The sequence below is a fragment of the Corynebacterium sp. UMB2355A genome (genome assembly GCF_033877495.1).
Taxonomy (GTDB): domain Bacteria; phylum Actinomycetota; class Actinomycetes; order Mycobacteriales; family Mycobacteriaceae; genus Corynebacterium; species Corynebacterium pseudogenitalium.
On record NZ_CP138855.1, the window covers coordinates 1,557,089 to 1,574,960 of the forward strand.

The window sequence follows — 17,872 nt, forward strand, 5'->3', positions numbered from 1 at the left end:
GAAAACGCAGACAGTCTGGGCCGGGACCAAAATAGTTCGCGGAACCGGGAACCATTTCGTAGCCGAACCGGTCAGCGGTAGCACGCTCTCTGCGAAAACTTAGCGTGACTTATATTCATGGGCATAGGGCACACACAGCGCGCTTTACGCTGTGTGGCAGGTCTCGCCAATGTATCGACGCCCTCTTTGCCCCACTCCCTGTTTCCACCACTGCAGAGGTCAGTCTGGCAAGAAAATTAAACTCGCCCCCGCCCGTACGGAAAATGCGAATACGCGGGGTGTTTTTCTGGTTCCATGGACCGTCGCGGTGGGGGTGCTGTGAAACATATATCGACATTCGTTATACCTATTCACTAGAATAGATGGCTATCTACTGCTGGAAATACCATGTCAGTGGCACTTTTATACCAGATTCAGGAAGCTGGTTGTTTTTATCAGTATTTTCTGAAGCAATTATGAGGAGTAAATTAATGGCCGAATCATCTCGGCGTTTACGTAAGTCAACGTCTACTGGCATCGCGGCAACATCCGCGATCGCGCTCGCGCTTGGCGGCCTGAGCGTCGTCGCACCTGGCCCACTTGCACCGGAGGCTGCAGCCGCCACACTCTCCGGCGGCATCCGCGAGAAGTCCGGCGCGGTGGAGAAGGACGCCCAAAAGGCCTCTGACCTGCAGGCCGGCTCGTGTGTTGTCTCGGACACCACTCCGGATGGCAGCCAGGCTGGTTTCAGCTGGAACACCCTGGAGCCGTCTGCGACCAGCCCCGACAAGAAAGCCTGGGGCTTGAGCGTCTCCTTTGATAATTCGAAGGACCGCACGTTCGCCGATTGGGGCTTCACCAATTCAGGTCTTATGGGTGCGTATCTCGACACAGGTCAAGTCCAGTCGATGAATGTCGGCCAGACCTTTCTTGGCAACAATGTCACACACAAGGCCGATGAAGCCCTCATCATTAATGGCACTAGGCAACAGCGAAACCTGAACCTTTTCGCAGAACTGACCAATGCGGAAGTCAAGCAGTTCGCTGAGGCCACTGCCGCGAACCCGGTACGTTATGCTTGGCAGGGAAACTATACGAAGGAAAATCCGGGTGGGCCAAGGGCCACCCGGGGGGAGACAGTGTATCCTTCACTGCCGTTGTGAACCCGTGGCCGAGCGAGAACATCGAATGTAACCCGATCACGGTGTCGTGGGATACTCCCGATGTATCCGAGAACCACGTGATTGTCCCTGGAGAAGTATCCAAGGTCGGTAAGATCAACGTTCCTGCTGTGACCAGCGGTGGCACGGATGACTCCATGTCCCGCATGGTCGTGGAAGCCTACGACGGCAACGGCAAGTTCATCGGCACCACGGACCCGGCAGCATCCGGCGGCGAGCAGCTCCTGCGTATCGACAGCAAGACCGGCGATATCTACTTCACCTGGCCCGAGTACCGCGGTACCGACCTGGCAACTGACAAGAACGTGAACTTCTCCGTTCTGGCGAAGCCGCGTAACGTGGACCAGCTCCAGGCCGCTGGTGAGAACAACAATGAGTTTGGCACCACTCAAGTCTTCGACAGCTCCAACTCGCTGACACGCTACAATAAGGCGAACGTCATCGGCTCCCAGGCGTTTTCCCTGGATAACACGGATGAACATAACCCTCGGTATGACAAGGTTGACGCCACGATCATTTCCGGCGTCGATAGCGCTACCGGACCGCTGGCTACCGAGCCGCAGAGGGTCACCTTCACCCAGACCCCTGACCTGATCAAGGAGCTGGCGAAGAAAAAGGGCGACGGTGGCTTCGAGGCGAAGGTCGCCCTGGATAAAACGTACGTTTACGACGGCTGGACCGTCGAGATGGACGAGAACTACAACGTCACCGTCACCGCACCGGAAAACCCGAAGCCGGGCACCTTCGCGCAGCCCAAGATCACGCTGGAGTACTCCAATGGCTCCACCGATGTTCTCCAGCTCTTGGTGGTCGTTGACCCGAACAACACCCAGGTCACCGACCTGGTACGCCCGGGGCTGACCAAGGGCAAAATCGGTGAGGACCTCACCGCGCAGGTGGGCACCAAGTCCATCATGAAGGGCCACAAGCCAGTCCACCCAGCAAAGTTTGAGGTTGATCCGGACACCGTACCGTCCGGCTGGACCGTCACGGTCGATGCGACCGGCAAGGTCACCGCGAAGGCAGACGATTCTGTTGCGCCGGGCACCGTCATCACCCCGAAGGTGAAGGCAACCTACCCTGACCAAACCACGGATGAAATCGAGACCCAGTTCCAGGCGATCGTGGACATCAAGATCCCTGAGTACGACACGGTGACCAACAAGCCGAACGCCAAGGTCAGCCTGATCCCGAACGTTCCTGAGCGTGGCCTCAGCGGTAACACCTCTGACGAGGCTCCGAAGCGCTACACCTTCGAGAACGGTCAAACCACGAATACCCTCACGAGTAAAGAGGGCAAGACGTGGACCGTAAAGATCGACGAAAAGACCGGTAAGATCACCACGACCATCCCGAAGGATGCGCCGGAAGGTGACATCCTCGACGTGCCGGTTCTCGCGCACTACGACAATGCGGACAAGCCGCAGAAGGTCAAGGGCACCGTCGTTGTGATCAAGGGCGACGTCGCCCCGCAGTACAACGTGCAGGTCACCGGCCCGAACCAGGCTGTTGACCACCAGGTGACGGGTGCGCCGCAAGACTCGACCTACTCCTTCGGTAACGACGAGGACGGCAATCCGGTCACGGAGCAGGAAGTCGACGGCTGGAAATACAAGATTGACCCGAAGACCGGTGTTGTGTCTTCCACCCCGCCGGCAACCGCTAAGCCGGGTGACAAGAAGACCATCACGGTGACGGTCCAGACTCCGGACGGTTCCCGCCCAGAGGTCCCCGTCACCACTGTGGTGAAGCACACCAACAGCTGGGAAGCTGAGCCGGTATACCCGGTGGAAACTGTCTACCCGGGTGAAGCTGCAACGTTGCCAGTTGATCTTCAAAAGCCGGAGGACGTCAACGTCGCGAAGGAAAACCCCTACAAGCTGGGCGATGTTCCGGCTGGTTGGAATGTCAGCATTGACGACAATGGCCGGATCACTGCAACCGCACCTGCGGATGCAAAGCCGGGCACGCAAGTCAAGATTCCGGTCACCGTGACTTACGAAGACGGTTCTACGGATATTGCATACGCTGTCGTCAATGTCCTCGGACTTCCGGAGCGTGAGGAACCGTTCGAGGTCGAGTACAAGTTCGACGAGTCCCTCCCTGCTGGTGAGTACAAGGTCGAAACCAAGGGTGAGCCGGGTGCAGCCAAGATGCACAAGGACGGTACCTGGGAGCGTACCAAGGCACCGAAGAACGAGGTCGTCGTTATCGGCACCAAGCCTGCCGAGAGCGCCAAGGACATCGAGTGGAAGTTCCCGATCCCGTACCCGACCGAGGTTCGCGAGAACCCGGAGCTCAAGCCTGGCGAGATGAAGACCGTCCAGGAAGGCGAGAACGGCGAGAAGACCTACACCGCTAAGTTCACGTCCAAGGGCTCTGAAGCACAGGTTGCTGAGGAAGAGACCACCAAGGAAGCCAAGCCGCGCATCATCGAGGTCGGCCCGGGCATCCCTGATCAGGAACTGACGAGCAAGAAGACCCAAGAGGTCCCGTTCGAGATCGAGTACGTCTACGACGACACCCTCGAGTCCGGCAAGCAAGTTGTCGACGAAGAGGGCGTCCCGGGTGAGCAGACGATTACCTCCACCCAGAAGATCAAGGATGGGAAGCCGGACGGCGAGCCGAGCATCAACATCGAGCAGACCAAGGCCCCGAAGAAGGCCAAGATCCGCATCGGTACCAAGACCGCCGGTGAAACCAAGAAGACCGTTGAGTCTGAGGTTCCGTTCGGCGTGAAGATCGAGTACGACCCGAACATGCCTGCTGGCACGTCCGAGGTAGTTACTGAGGGCAAGCCGGGTAAGAAGACCACCACGGTCACCCAGAAGGTCACCAACTCCCAGCCGGATGGCGAGGCCACCGTAGAGGAGAAGGTCACCGAGCAGCCTGTCGATCAGGTGATCAAGGTCGGCACCAAGCCGTCCGAGACCTCTGAGAAGGTCGAGTGGAAGGCGCCAGTTCCGTTCGAGGTTGAGACGCGTCCGAACAAGGATCTGAAGCCGGGTGAGATCAAGGTCGTCCAGAAGGGCGAGCCGGGTGAGAAGACCTACACGGCCAACTTCACCTCCAAGGGCGACGATTCTTCCGTGAAGCCTGAGGAGAAGCAGACCAAGGACCCGGTCAAGGAGATCATCGAGTACGGTCCGACCACTCCTGACCAGACGCTGACGTCGACAAAGACACGCGAGGTCAACTACGAGACCGAGTTCATCGTGGACAACACGGTGCCGGTCGGCCAGACCAAGGTCGAGCAGGAAGGCGAGAAGGGCGAGGAGCTGATCACCTCGACCCAGAAGATCAAGGATGGCAAGCCAGACGGCGAGCCGAACATCACCGTCGAGCAGACCAAGGCACCGAAGAAGAAGATCGTCCGTGTCGGTTCCATGACCAATGGCACGTACGAGCTGGAAGAGAAGCTGCCGATCCCGTTCGACACCGTCGTTGAGTACGACCCAGAGATTCCGGCTGGCGAGTACAAGATCGTCACCAAGGGCCAGCCTGGTGAGAAGACCACCAAGATCACCCAGACGATCGAGAACAGCAAGGTTGTTGATGCCAAGCGCGGCGAGACGACCAACTCTGAGCCGGTCACCGAGGTCATCAAGGTCGGTACCAAGCAGGCAACTGCATCCGACAAGGTGGAGTGGAAGGAGCCAATTCCGTACCCGACGGAGCTGCGCCCGAACTTGAACCTTGCCCCGGGTGAGGTGCGAGTCGTCCAGCAAGGTAAGGACGGCGAGGCAACCTTTACCGCGACATTCACCGGCACCAACGGTGAGGCCGCCAAGACGGAGGAGACAGCTCGCACCGAGCCGACTCCGCGGATCGTCGAGTTCGGCCCAGGCCTTGAGGACGACAGCGTCGTCTCCAAGACCACCCGCCTGGTCGAGTTCGAAACCGAGATCGTCGAAGACCCGAACCTTGAAGAAGGCAAGCAGGTCATCGAGCAGGGCGAGTTCGGCGAGGAGGTCGTCACCTCCACGCAGAAGCTTGTCGACGGCAAACCATCCGGCGAGCCTGTGGTGAAGACCGAGCGTACGAAGGAGCCGAAGAAGGCGATCATCCGCGTCGGCACCAAGAAGCCTGCGAACCCAACACCACCGACCGATGAACCGGAGCAGCCGACGCCGCCGACCGATGAGCCAGGGCCGTCGATCGATCCGAAGGAAGTCGAGCTTCCGTACACCACGAAGATCATCTACGACGAGACGCTCGAGCCTGGTCAGGAAATCGTGGACCAGGAAGGCGCAAACGGCAAGGTTGAGGTGACCGTCGAAAAGGGTCAGCCTTCGGTGAAGGTCGTGAAGGAGCCAGTCGAGAAGATCATCCGTGTTGGCACCAAGCCACCTGCGGATATCGAGTGGAACGAGCGAATCCCGTTCGAGGTGAAAGTCAAACTTGACCCAACCATCGAGGCTGGCAAGCACAAGGTCGAGCAGGAAGGCAAGCCAGGCCTGGTCCACCACAAGTCTGACGGCACCGAAGAGACGCTCGTAGAGAAGCAGGATCACGTCATCCTCATCGGCACCAAGAAGCCGAGCGAAGACCCAGAGAATCCAGACCAGCCTGAGCAGCCGACGCCTGGTGGCGACCTGGAGATCAAGGTCCGCTACACCACCCGGATTGTCTACGACCCGAGCCTGAAGCCAGGCGAGGAAGTCGAGGATGTTGCGGGTAAGGACGGCCGCTACACCATCAAGGTTGTCGACGGCAGCCCCGTCGCCGAAATGGTGGAGAAGCCAGTTGAGCGCGTTGTTCGCGTTGGCACCAAACCACCGGCGGGCACCAGCTGGACTGAGGAGGTCTCCTACGACTACGAGGTCGTTGAGGACTCCGAGCTCGAATCGGGCAAGCACGAGGTTGTGCAGCCGGGTAAGCCTGGTCAGCGCATCCATAAGGAAGACGGCAGTGTCGTCGAGGTTGCTCCGCAGAAGCTGATCATCAAGGTCGGCACGAAGAAGAGCCCAACCGACCCGACCAATCCGTCGAAGCCAACCGAGCCTTCGACGCCTGCTGAGCCAGGTGCCAACGGTTCCTCGGAGAAGGCGAAGCGCTGTGCGGCGAACGCGTTCGCGGTCAACAGCCCGCTGCTGTGGCTGCTGCCAATCGGCCTCCTTGCCGGTATCGGATACGGCGTGAACGAAGCGTTCGGTCCGCAGCTGCAGCAGGCTGGTGCTGAGCTGAACGCCCGCTTCCAGGAGTCGATGCCGAAGCGTGATTGGGGCCACGGTCAGCAGGGTCGCCGTCACGAAGACCCAGAATGGGTCCGTGAGCTGCGTGCGAAGGCTGACGCAGTGAACCGTCAGTTCGCTGGCTACGGCGAGCAGTTGCGCCCACTGGGTATCGCGCTTGGCGCGATCGCCGCGGTCAGCATGCTGGGTGTCCTGATTGCCCAGGCGTGTGAGGAGGACGGGTTCAATAACGGCCTGACCATCCTCGGTTCGTCGAAGGGCGACACGCCTGCCGACAACGCCAAGGCCGGTTCTTCTGAACAGAAGTAAACCGCGCAGAGCCGAATGAAAGGCGCCACCCACACCGGGTGGCGCCTTTTGGCGTTCCGCCGCAGTTGAGGGTTTGCTCAGCGTTCACCCAAAATTGCGCCAAACATAACCGGAATGTCTCCGGAAACTCACATTGCTTTCGCAGAATCGATACGTCGCCAACCCGGCGGCTCGAACCAAGTACTGATTCTGTGAAGGATACTCATGGCTTTTACCAACCCACGTGTCGCCGCTGCAGCAACGTCCGCTGTGGTGGCGCTCGCTGTCGTCGCAACGCCGGCGCAGGCCGCTGAACCGAAGGCGCCAAAGAACATCATCTACATGATCGGCGACGGCATGGGCTACAACCACGTCGCCGCAGTCAACCTCTGGCAGACCGGCCAGTCAAAGTGGATGCTCAACGGCGAAAACAGCATCAACAGCATCTCCAACGTTGACGGCAAACCAGTCCAGGCCTTCGAGCAGGAGGACAAGGGCTGGAAGCACACCTCCATGACCACCTTCCAGTACGGCAACGAGTACGACGAAATCAAGGCGTGGAGCGACCGCGACTGGATCAACAAGGATTACACCGACTCCGCGGCAGCAGCCACCGCGATGGGCACCGGCGTCAAGACGGACAACGGCAAGATCGGCGTTGACCACAAGGGAGAGAAGCTCGAGAACACCTCCCAGCGAGCCGTGGCGCAGGGCAAGGCCGCCGGCGTGGTTTCCTCCGTGCCGTTCAACCACGCCACCCCGGCCGGTTGGGGTGGACACAACGAGAACCGCAGCAACTACACCCAGCTCGCCGACGAAATGCTCGGCCCCGACAGCCCGCTGTCCGTGATCATGGGTGCTGGCCACCCACTCTACGACGACAACGCCCAAAAGACCGACAAGTTCAACCCGAAGTACATCACCGAGGAGACCTACAACAAGGTCGCCAACGGCGAAACCGACTGGAGCCTCGTCACCGACCAGGCGGACTTCGAGTCCCTCGCCAAGGCAGCCAACAAGGACGCCAAGAAGGTCTTCGGCCTCGCACCTGTGGCGAACACGCTGCAGCAGGGCCGCGACGGCTCCGACGGCGAAGACAAGGCAAATGTCGGCCCGTACCTGACCGAGTTCAACAAGGGCGTGCCAACCCTGGCCACCATGTCGCTCGGCGCTCTGAACACCCTCAACCAGGACAAAGACGGCTTCCACCTCATGATCGAAGGCGGCGCCATCGACTGGACCGGCCACGCCAACACCATCGGCCGCTCCATCGAAGAGACCATCGACTTCTTTGACGCGGTAGAGGCCGTCGAAAAGTGGGTCGAGGCGAACTCCTCCTGGGAAGACACCCTGCTCATCGTCACCGCCGACCACGAAACCGGCTACCTCGCAGGCCCGCAGGATACCGACAAGTACAGCGAGCTCAGCGGCGAAAAGGGTGCCAAGCCGGAGCACACCTACAACTCCGACAACCACACCAACCAGCTCGTCGGCTTCTGGTACAAGGGCGCAGGCTCCGACGACATCTACGAAGAGGCCACCAAGCACACCGACAAGATCCGCGGCTCCTACATCGACAACACCACCGTCGCCCGCCTCACCCTGGACAAGTGGTGGAACGGCGAAAAGCCAGCAGACAACAAGAAGCCTGCCGACGGCTCCTCCGCCGACTCCCCGTGGCTCATCGCCATCCTGTCCATCCTCGGAGTCGCCGGTCTGCTGGCTGTGATCGCACAGGCAGCACCATCCCTGGTGGACAACCTGCGCACGCAGCTGCCTAAGTTCTAGCAGCTACTACCTGTCTACATAGGAAGCATCGGCAACTTCACGCCGAGCTTCGGCAACGCGGCAATCAGGCCAATGATCGCGAGCACCGCCGCGATCACGCCACCAACAATCGCCGCCACGTTCAGCTCTGGCTCCGCCGTCGGGTACGCAACATCCGCCTGAGCGCCTTTCGCGCAGGCAGCGGCCGCGGCGGAGTCGGCGTCGTCAAGCATTGCCTGCTTCTCGGCGACCTTCCCAGCTGGCGTGGCGGCCCACGCCTTATACAGCGCCTCATCACTCTTCTCGACGCCAAACGGCACCTCAGCGCGCTTCATCTCCGGACCGACCTGGCGCTTGGCCGGGTCGATGCCCTCGAGCGTGCGTTCCTTCGTCGGCTTCGTCTCCTTCACCGTCTTCTGTGCCTCGGCGTACTTCTCGGCGAGCTTGGTTGGGCGCTTCGTGGCGTCCGGGTAAGCAGTATCCACGGCGGCCACGAAGTCGCGTGCCTGCTCATGCAGCCCAATCGCCTTCGACGCTTCGAACCAGGAGACAACGAAGCGCTGCTCGTCGGCCGAGAGTTGCACCGTGCACATGCCGTCCTTGTCCTTCACGTTCACCGTCGCGGCGTGGGCGGGTGCGGCAATGGTGCCGAGCGCGATCGCAGTGGCAGCAGCGCAGGTAACGATACGTTTCATGGTGTCCTCCTTGAGGTCGAGTGGGTGTACCAGGTGTACGCGATTAGTTTCCGACACCGCATGTTGCGACAGCGTTAACGTGGGAATTCGGGGGTAGGTGGGGGTGGTTTGCGGCTGGTCTCTGGGCGGTTCTCGCTCCGGTCGAGGTGTTCAAGGAGTGCGATGCAGGTCGCCCATTTTCTCCAAGCCCGTCTGATTTTCGGCGACCAGCATCGCACGCTTCTAAGACCTCGACCGGAACGATTCGGAGCGTCTCATGTGAGGCTGCTACGTACCAACCCGCGCGCCGAATGCCCGCTACAGCTCCCGCGGCACCACTTTTCCGGTGGCGTTGCGCGGCAGCGCGTCGACGAAGTGGACGTCGCGGGGGATGGAGTGGTCGGCGAGGTGGTCGCGGACCCAAGCCTGGACGCTGGCAGCCGTCAACGCCTGGCCGGCGGGATCGTCAGTGCGGACGATCCAGACGGCGACGCGTTTGAACGTGTCGGGGTCGTCGACGCTGCCGACGTAGAGGTCGTCGATACCTGGCATGCGTTCGAGGACCGCCTGGACGGATTGGGGGTGCACGTTTTCGCCGCCGACGATGATCATGTCGTCGCTGCGGGACACGACGTGCAGGAGGCCCTGGTTGTCGAAGTACCCGAGGTCGCCCATTTCGATGAGGCCGTCGATAGTGACCATGGGCGTGTCGGGGTTGGTGTAGCCGCGCAGGGCGGTTTCGTTGTTGAGGAAGATGCGCCCGACGGTGCAGGTGGGGACTTCGCGGCCTGCGTCGTCGTAGATGCGCAGGGTGGTGCCGGGTGGGACGCGGCCGACGCAGGTCGGGTCGTTGGCGACGGTGATGGCGTCGGCGGCTGCGGCGAGAGCGAGTTCGGTGGAGCCGTAAATGTTGGCGACGATGGTCCCGAAGCGGGAGATGAGGCGCTCGGCGAGGAGTGGGGTCAGGGCGTTGCCGGCCGTGCCTATGAAGCGCAGGCGCGAGGTGTCGTAGTGTTCATCCAGGTCAAGCATGTGTTTGAGCAAGATGGGGGAGGAGATGAGGCCGTCGCAACGGAAGTGTTCGAGCTGCCGAAAAACCTTGTCGGGGTCGAAGACACGCTGCGTAACGATGGTACCGCCGACCCCAAGCGTGATGTTGAGCGCGGACCAGCCCCAGGTATGGAACATGGAGGCGGTCATCTGGACGGTGTCGCCGGCGCGGAAGGGGATCGCCTCGAGGTAGCCGGTGACCACGAAGGGGAGGGCGGGCTCGGCGCGCAGGATGCCCTTGGGGATGCCGGAGGTGCCTGAGCTCATGAGCACGATGTCGCCATGTTTCGGAAACAGCGGCAGCGCGGCGTCGCCGCCACCCATACTTATCGACGCCAACTTCGCCTCGTCAACTACCACCATGGCGGTGCCCATGTCTGGGATGCGGGGCAGGAACTCGTCGTCGGTGAAGAGGACGTTGATGTCGTTTTCCTCGATACACCCGCGGAGCTGTTCGGTGGAGGAGCCGACGTTGAGGAGGAAGATGGAGCCGCCGGTGTAGCCTTTGGCGCCCAGCGGCAGGATGATGCCGCGTCCGTTGCGGGCGATGACGCCGATGCGCGGCTGATCGGTGACGCTGAGGACCCAGCTGGCGACGTTGCGCGCTTGGGTGCGGAGGTCGCGGTAGGTGAGGAGGCCGGCGTCGTCGATAAGGGCGGTGCGCTCGGGGGCGGCGAGGTAGCCCTGTTCGATGGCGCGGGCGGTGGTGAAACGGAAGCGGAGCAGATTTGGTATAACCCCTAGCGCTGCTTTCGGGCTGTTGCCGAGGCTGATCATTCCGGCGCGGTGGGTGGCCCTGAGAAAGCGGAGAAACATTGCTCTATTCTATGACATCTGGCAAAGTAGGCGTAGTTCTTGTTGTAGATGTGAAAGAAGTGCACTTGTGTTTCGTAAGTTGACGGCGGCGATCGTCGCGACCGCGCTGGCCATTGTGCCAGCGCAGGCCACCGCGCAGCCGCGTAACATGGTGGTTTTCGGCGATTCAGTCATTGCCGACCCAACAGTCCACGACTGGGCGGCAGGAAAAATCGGCGCCACGCCACAAGGCTCCTCGGATGCGAAGGTCTGGTGCCCAACCGGTGCGAGGAATTGGGGCAAGCAGGCGGCTGCGCGCCTCGGGTTGCGGGCAATGGACTACTCCTGTGCCGGCACCGTTTCAACTCGCGTTGGCCCCTATTTCTCCCTGCAGGTTGACCGCGCGTTGCGCGACCGCGCCCTGAACCCGGCAACGGCCCGCGTCATCATCTCGACCGGCTTCAATGACACCTATTCGACCGGCGGCCGGTCCCCGGAGCAGGTGCGTCGCGCCTTCGTCGACGCGATGGTGCCGCAGGTGAACCGTATCCGGGCGGCGGCGCCGAACGCGCGCATCCAGATTGTCGGCTACCCGAAGATCACGCAGGGCGACCGCGTGTGCCTGTTTCAGCTGGGCAACAACATGCACGACGCCACCCCGATGCCCTTCGTGCAAGCGTGGGAGGACACCGCGCAGTGGATGCAGGTGGACCTGGCGCGCGCAGCGGGTGTCGAATTTTTGGACCTGAAGCCGTCCACGTGGAACAACAACATGTGTGCCCCGGACCACATCCGGATGTGGGCCGGGCTGGTCGATTTCGGCCCTTCGCCACGCAACATGCCGCTGCACGTGAACCAGCGCGGCCACGCCCACGTCGCGGACGTCATCGCGCATTCCTAGAAACTAGCTACTTGGCCAGCGCGTCCTCGATGGCCTGCTCGAAGGCCTCGTAAGGCTGCGCGCCGATGATTTCCTGGCCATTGACCAGGAAGGACGGGGTGGAGTTAAAGCCTGCACGCTGCGCTAGGTTGTTGGCGTCCTGCAGGGCGGCGTCGTACTTGTCGCTGGCGGCGTCGGCCTTGAACTTCTCCATGTCCGGCATGCCTGCGGCTTCAGCGAAGCGGACGAAGTCCTCCATGTCGAAGTCGGGGTGGCCTTTGGCCTTGATGGCCTCTGCCATGTAGGCGTCCTGGTACTCGAAGAATTTGCCTTGGTCGGCGGCAGCGCGGCCGGCGCGGGCTGCTTCGACGGCGGCCTGGCCGTTAACTACGAAGTCGTTGAACTCGATGCGCACCTTGCCCTCATCGACGTAGTTCTTGATGATCTGCGGCATGATCTCAACGTTGGCCTTGATGCAGAATGGGCAGTCCCAGTCGGAGAACTCGGAGAGGACGACGGGGGCGTCGACATCGCCGAGGGCCATTGGGTCGTTGGCGTCGCGGCGCTCGATCTCGGCGGCGGCCTCGTTCATAGTCGGTTCGGCGGCAGGCTCTTCGGCGGCCTGAGACGGTGCAGTCTGGGCGGTCTCCGTGGCGGGTGTCGCGGAGTTTGCGCCGATGACGTAGCCACCCACCCCGGTGCCGACCGCCAATACTGCCGTAAATGCCCACATCAGTGGTGGGATCTTGGTATCACTCATGGTGCTCCTTTGGTTGTTCTGCGTTTTGTAATGCTACCGCCCGCGCCAAACGAGCGTAGCGCAGCTCCTGCTCACGGAACCGGGTCCAGGTCGAGATGGTGGTGAAGAAGAACGCGATGATCAGCACGTACAGCATCAGGTCCGTGCCGCGGGCAACACCCAACCAGTTGGCAAGGATGGTGACGTCGTCGGGGCGCAGGATCGCCCAGATGGCGGCGATGAACATCGCGCCGAAGCCGATCTTCACCCACGCTTTCGCGTTCGCCTTTCGGCGGTTAGCAAAAAAGTAGAGCGCTAACAGGACGGTGGCGCAGATCAGCGCGAATTGGATCATGGGAGCCTCCCTGCCACGATGTTGTCGGCCAGGATGTTGACCCCGTTGATCAGCGACTGGCCCTTGCTCATCGAGTACTCGGTGTACAGGATCTCCACTGGTTCCTCGGCGACGCGCCACTTGCGCTGGTCGATCAGGGCGACGATCTCGGATGCGTGCGACATCCCGTTCATCCGCAGGTTCATCTCGTTGGCCACTTTGAGGTTGAAGGCGCGTAGGCCGTTGTGGGCGTCGCTCAGCCCGAGGCGACGAGTGCGCGGCGAGAGCATCACCACCGTGCGCAGCACCACGCGTTTGATCCACGGGACCTGCGAGCTATCTTGGCCGGCGAAGCGGGTGCCCACCACGATGTCGAGCGGCTCCGTGCGCAGGCGCTGCACCATGCGCTGCACGTCCTTGACCTGGTGCTGGCCATCGGCGTCGAAGGTGACAAAGTACTTCGCCCCCGGCTGAGCCCGCGCGTACTCCACCCCGGTCTGGATCGCGGCGCCCTGCCCCAGGTTCACCGGGTGGTTGACCAAGTGGGCCCCGGCGGCGCGGATGGCGTCGGCGGAGTTGTCGCGGGAGCCGTCGTTGACGGCCACGATGTTCGGGAACGTTTCCCGCGCATGCTCAATGACCTGCTGGATAACGGGGCCCTCGTTATAGCAGGGGATGATGAGCCAAGTGTCGTCGTTCATGTTGACGCAGATGTTACCCGGCGCGGTGGAAAAGCCGCGCATAAACGCGCTTCAGCAGAGGCTTCGGCAGCAGGCGGTAGAGGGTGCGCACCGCGACGTTCACCATCGCGCGGGTGCGGCCGATCAGCCCGTAGCGCACCAGGCGGATCTGCATGTCTACCTCGGAGGTGAACATGTCGCTGCCGGTGCGGCGGTCGAACTGCTCGTCGGTGACGCGGAAGTAGGTGAGTGGCTCCTGCATGTTGTAGAGCGTGTAGCCCTCGGCGATGAGGCGCGCGAAGAGGTCGTAGTCCTCCATGAGGTGCACGTCCTGGTACCCGCCCACCGCCTTGACGTCCGCCGTGCGGTACATCACGGAAGGGTGGTTCATTGGCGAGTTCATCTTGGCGTAGTGTGCGGGGTGCTCGGGCAGGCGTCGGATGCCGCCGGTGCGCTCGCCGTCGAACTCCTGCACCGCAGTTCCCACCACGGACACCTCGGGGTGCTGCTGCAGGAATTCGAGTTGTCGCTCGATGCGCTGGGGGAACGCCTTGTCGTCGGAGTCGAGCTGGGCCACGAACTCGCTGTCGATCGTCTCTAGGGCCGCCTGCAGCGCGGGGCCAGCACCGCGGTTTTCGGCACAGCGCACCACGCGCGCCCCATACTTCTCGACGACCCCCTCGACCCCATCCGCCACCGGCCCATCAAAGACGACCACGACCTCGTCCGCGGGGCGGGTCTGCTCGTCGAGGGACTGGAGCGCCTCAGCGAGCTGGTCAGGAACGGTGCCGTGGTAGGCAGAAAGGAGCGCAGTAACGGTGGACATGGATACCGATACTAGTTGCGTGCGGCGTCGAGAAGAAATGTGCCGTAGCCCGACTTCACCATGGACTCACCCAGGCTGACCAGCCTGTCCACAGAGATGAACCCCTGCTCGTAGGCGGCGACCTCCGGCGAGCCAATCACCAGGCCGGTGCGCTTCTGCAGCACCTCCACGTAGGCGGAGGCCTCCGCCATCGAGTCGATCGTGCCGGTGTCCAGCCACACGTCACCCCTGTTCAGGCGGTGTACCCGCAGCTGGTTCGCCTTCAGGTACGCCTCGTTCACGCTGGTGATCTCCAGCTCGCCGCGGGCGCTCGGGGTGATCGTCTTCGCGATGTCCACGACCTGGTTGTCGTAAAAGTACAGGCCGACGACGGCGAAGTTGGACTTCGGGTGCTCCGGTTTCTCCTCAATCGAGGTGGCCACGCCGTTCGCGTCGAAGTCCACCACGCCGTAGCGGTGCGGGTCGGAGACCTCGTAGGCGAAGATGGTACCGCCGGTGCCGTCGTGGCTTAAGTCCAGGGCGCCGTCGAAAATGTTGTCACCCAGCACGAGCGCCACCGAGTCATCCCCGATGAAGTCCTCGGCGATCAGGAACGCCTGGGCAAGCCCATCGGGGGAGGGTTGGATGCCGTAGTGGAGCATGATGCCCCAGTCGGAACCATCACCGAGGAGACGCCGGAACGCGGGCGCGTCCTCCGGCGTGGTGATCACCATGATCTCCCGGATACCAGCGCTGATCAGCGTGGTCAGCGGGTAATAGATCATGGGCTTGTCATAAATCGGCATCAACTGCTTCGAAATACCCTTCGTAATCGGGTAGAGCCGGGTGCCGGACCCGCCGGCCAGAATGATGCCCTTCATCGACTTAGCGCTTCGGCAGGATCTGGTCCAGCGGCAGCTTCTCAATCACGGTCAGCACCGTGGTCAGAATGCCCATGATGAACAGGACGAGCGCCGGGGTGGACACGTTCGACGTGTCGCCCGCGGACAGCGCCATCGCAGGGTCCGTCGGGGCGGTGTTCGTCGTCGTTGGTGCAACCGTCGGGGTGACCGTCGCCGTCACCGTCGGGGTGACGGTGACCGTGGTGGTTGCCGGGGCCGAAGGGGTAGAAGTTTGGGTGGAAGCGAACGCCGGGGTTGCCACCACCAGTGCCCCCGCCACCGCGAGAGCTGTAAGAGAAGTGCGATTCATGCAGTACAACCTACCCAAGATAGAGCGCCAACGCAGCTCTCCAGTTCATGGGGGCAAAGCCCGTCGCCTTGATCTTGTCCAGCGCTAGCGTCGATTCCGCAGGCCGCGGCGCCTTGTCCCCGTACTCCTCCGAAGTCACCGGGTGTACCTGCGCGGGGTCCTTGCCCATCCCGATGAATACCGCCATCGCGATCTCGTCGCGGCCCACCGAATCCCCATCCGAGGTGATGTTGTACACCCCGTACTCAGCCTCGTTCGCGAGCAGGTGGCGGATGCCCTTCGCCAGGTCCTCCGCCGACGTCGGCCGCCCGCGCTGATCCTTCACCACCCGCGGCTTTGCGCCGGCCTCCGCGAGGGAGCGCATCGTCGCCATAAAGTTCGCCCCGTCCCCGAACACCCACGACGTGCGCACCACGTAGTGCTTGCGCGCCACCTGCGCCGCCGTCTCCCCGGCAGCCTTCGACGCCCCATACCGGCTCAACGGGCTCGGCAGCTCCTCTTCCGTGTGTACCTCCTGCGTGCCGTCGAAGATGTAGTCGCTGGACACGTGCACCAACACCAAGTCGTGCTCATTGGCTACCCGCGCCAGCCGTGCCGGGGCCTCCGCGTTCACGCGCCACGCGCCCGCCGGGTCGTCCTCCGCACCGTTGACGTCGTTGTACGCCGCGCAGTTGATCACCGCCCAGTACTTCGACCAGTCCACCCCCTCCAGCTTCGTGATGTCCAACTGCTCCCGCGTACAGAACTCCGCCTCATCCGGCCCGTAGAGCTCCTGCAGTGCCCGGCCCAGCTGGCCGTTCGCGCCCGTCACGAGGATTCTGCGCTGGGGGACTGGGGGGGCGTCGACAAGCATGGGGTGGGTGAGGTCAGCCTGCGAAAGCTCCGTGGGCTCCAGCGGCCACTCGACCTCCCTGTAGGAGCAGTAGGCGTAGCGCGCGCCGGGCTGGTAACGCTCGTTGACCAGGTAAATGTACGTCGTGCCGTCCTCGAGCGCCTGAAAGCCGTTGGCCACCCCGCGCGGCACGAACACCGCCGTCTCCGGGCCAATCTCGCAGCTGAACGTCTCCCCGAACGTCGCTGAGCCCTCGCGCATGTCCACCCACGCCCCAAACACGCGGCCCGACGCCACCGACACCCACTTATCCCACGGCTCCGCGTGCATGCCGCGAGTCGCCCCGCGCCGCGCGTTGAAGCTCACATTCTGTTGCACCGGCACCAGCTTCTGTCCAGCCCAGTTTTCCTTGAACCAGCCGCGGTTATCGCGGTGCACCGCAAGCTCGTGGACTTCCAACCCAGCAATCATTACTGTCCTCTCGCCTCATAACGCTTCTCGACGTCCCCCTTCGTCCCTTCCCACCACCAGCGGTTCTCGCGATACCACTGGATGGTTTGCTGCAGCCCATCGCGCAGATCTTTCGTGTAGCGCGGCCGCCACCCAAGCTCGGTGGTGAGTTTCGTGGAGTCCATCGCGTAGCGCTGGTCGTGGCCGGGACGGTCGTTGACGTGCTCGTACTCGCCACCCATCAGCTCGCAGATCATCTCGATGACCTGTTTGTTCGTGGTGTGGTCGTTGTCCGCGCCGATGTTGTACGTCTCGCCCAACGTGCCGCGTTCCAGGATGGTTAGCACAGCATCGTTGTGGTCGTCGACGTGGATCCAGTCGCGCACCTGCGCGCCCGTGCCATACAGCTTCGCGGGCTGCCCGCACAGGATGTTCGTGATCTGGCGCGGGATGAACTTCTCCACGTGCTGGTACGGCCCATAGTTGTTGGAGCAGTTCGAAATCGTCGCCTTGATACCGAAGCTGCGGATCCAGGCCCGCACCAAATGGTCCGAGCCGGCCTTCGTCGCCGAATACGGACTCGATGGCTTATACGGCGTCGCCTCCGTGAACTTCTCATTGCCCGTCAACGGCAAGTCCCCAAACACCTCGTCCGTGGAAATGTGGTGCAGCCGCGCCCCGTGCTCCCGCACCGCCTCCAGCAACACATACGTGCCGATCAGATTCGAGTGAATAAACGGCGACGGGTCCTCCAACGAATTATCGTTATGCGACTCCGCCGCGAAATGCACCACCACATCCGACGCCCCCACCAAGTCACCCACCAGCGCCTCATTAGCGACGTCCCCCTCCACCAACTCCACGTCCAGCCCCCGCAGATTCGCCGGGTTGCCCGCGTACGTCAGCTTGTCCAAGACCGTGACCTTGTAGTCAGTGCGCTCGGTAACCATCCGCACGAAATTCGCGCCGATGAAGCCCGCACCACCAGTGACCAGCATTGTTCCCATGGGC

14 protein-coding genes are annotated in these 17,872 nt (G+C 62.2%); 4 read left to right on the forward strand and 10 right to left on the reverse strand.

Annotation, left to right across the window (positions count from 1 at the left end; genetic code table 11):
- Positions 1-470: 470 nt before the first annotated feature.
- The 3 genes from R0V12_RS07225 (at position 471) to R0V12_RS07235 (ending at position 8,431) form a co-directional block, all read left to right on the forward strand.
- A complete protein-coding gene (locus tag R0V12_RS07225) occupies positions 471-1,142 on the forward strand; it encodes an adhesin domain containing protein (protein ID WP_320072390.1) in 672 nt (223 codons plus the stop codon).
- On the forward strand, positions 1,139-6,664 hold the full coding sequence (locus R0V12_RS07230; RefSeq protein ID WP_320072391.1) for a G5 domain-containing protein: 5,526 nt from the start codon (positions 1,139-1,141) through the stop codon (positions 6,662-6,664). The genes R0V12_RS07225 and R0V12_RS07230 overlap by 4 nt, the downstream gene beginning before the upstream one ends.
- A gap of 204 nt (positions 6,665-6,868) precedes the next feature.
- Positions 6,869-8,431 carry an alkaline phosphatase gene (locus R0V12_RS07235; protein ID WP_320072392.1) on the forward strand — a complete coding sequence of 521 codons (1,563 nt, stop codon included), beginning with the start codon at positions 6,869-6,871 and terminating at the stop codon, positions 8,429-8,431.
- A 14-nt stretch (positions 8,432-8,445) separates the two neighbouring features.
- Here R0V12_RS07235 and R0V12_RS07240 read toward each other — a convergent pair whose 3' ends face one another.
- Entirely contained in the window at positions 8,446-9,105 is a 660-nt protein-coding gene (locus R0V12_RS07240; RefSeq protein ID WP_070477328.1) for a hypothetical protein, read from the reverse strand.
- 297 nt (positions 9,106-9,402) lie between these two features.
- Positions 9,403-10,950, reverse strand: coding sequence for an AMP-binding protein (locus R0V12_RS07245; RefSeq protein WP_320072393.1), 1,548 nt, complete (start codon positions 10,948-10,950; stop codon positions 9,403-9,405).
- A gap of 67 nt (positions 10,951-11,017) precedes the next feature.
- Between R0V12_RS07245 and R0V12_RS07250 the strand changes: the two genes are divergently transcribed.
- Positions 11,018-11,830, forward strand: a complete 813-nt coding sequence (locus R0V12_RS07250) for a GDSL-type esterase/lipase family protein (protein WP_070363231.1) — start codon at positions 11,018-11,020, stop codon at positions 11,828-11,830.
- A 7-nt stretch (positions 11,831-11,837) separates the two neighbouring features.
- Here R0V12_RS07250 and R0V12_RS07255 read toward each other — a convergent pair whose 3' ends face one another.
- The 8 genes from R0V12_RS07255 to rfbB are packed head-to-tail and all read right to left on the reverse strand — an operon-like array spanning position 11,838 to position 17,868.
- Positions 11,838-12,569, reverse strand: a complete 732-nt coding sequence (locus tag R0V12_RS07255; protein WP_246814886.1) for a DsbA family protein — start codon at positions 12,567-12,569, stop codon at positions 11,838-11,840.
- Positions 12,562-12,903: a DUF2304 domain-containing protein gene (locus R0V12_RS07260; RefSeq protein ID WP_070477332.1), complete on the reverse strand. Its 342-nt coding sequence runs from the start codon at positions 12,901-12,903 to the stop codon at positions 12,562-12,564. The genes R0V12_RS07255 and R0V12_RS07260 overlap by 8 nt, the downstream gene beginning before the upstream one ends.
- Positions 12,900-13,583, reverse strand: a complete 684-nt coding sequence (locus R0V12_RS07265) for a glycosyltransferase family 2 protein (RefSeq protein ID WP_256042433.1) — start codon at positions 13,581-13,583, stop codon at positions 12,900-12,902. The genes R0V12_RS07260 and R0V12_RS07265 overlap by 4 nt, the downstream gene beginning before the upstream one ends.
- A 13-nt stretch (positions 13,584-13,596) precedes the next feature.
- Positions 13,597-14,388, reverse strand: coding sequence for a glycosyltransferase (locus R0V12_RS07270; RefSeq protein WP_320072394.1), 792 nt, complete (start codon positions 14,386-14,388; stop codon positions 13,597-13,599).
- 11 nt (positions 14,389-14,399) lie between these two features.
- The gene (gene rfbA, locus R0V12_RS07275; protein ID WP_070975181.1) at positions 14,400-15,248 is read right to left on the reverse strand and encodes a glucose-1-phosphate thymidylyltransferase RfbA; all 849 of its coding nucleotides are present in this window, start codon (positions 15,246-15,248) and stop codon (positions 14,400-14,402) included.
- Between the two features lie 4 nt (positions 15,249-15,252).
- Positions 15,253-15,579, reverse strand: coding sequence for a hypothetical protein (locus R0V12_RS07280; protein ID WP_320072395.1), 327 nt, complete (start codon positions 15,577-15,579; stop codon positions 15,253-15,255).
- Between the two features lie 10 nt (positions 15,580-15,589).
- Complete coding sequence (gene rfbD, locus R0V12_RS07285) at positions 15,590-16,882, reverse strand: dTDP-4-dehydrorhamnose reductase (protein ID WP_320072396.1); 1,293 nt, start codon at positions 16,880-16,882, stop codon at positions 15,590-15,592.
- Entirely contained in the window at positions 16,882-17,868 is a 987-nt protein-coding gene (rfbB, locus tag R0V12_RS07290; RefSeq protein WP_320072397.1) for a dTDP-glucose 4,6-dehydratase, read from the reverse strand. The genes rfbD and rfbB overlap by 1 nt, the downstream gene beginning before the upstream one ends.
- Between the last annotated feature and the right edge of the window lie 4 nt (positions 17,869-17,872).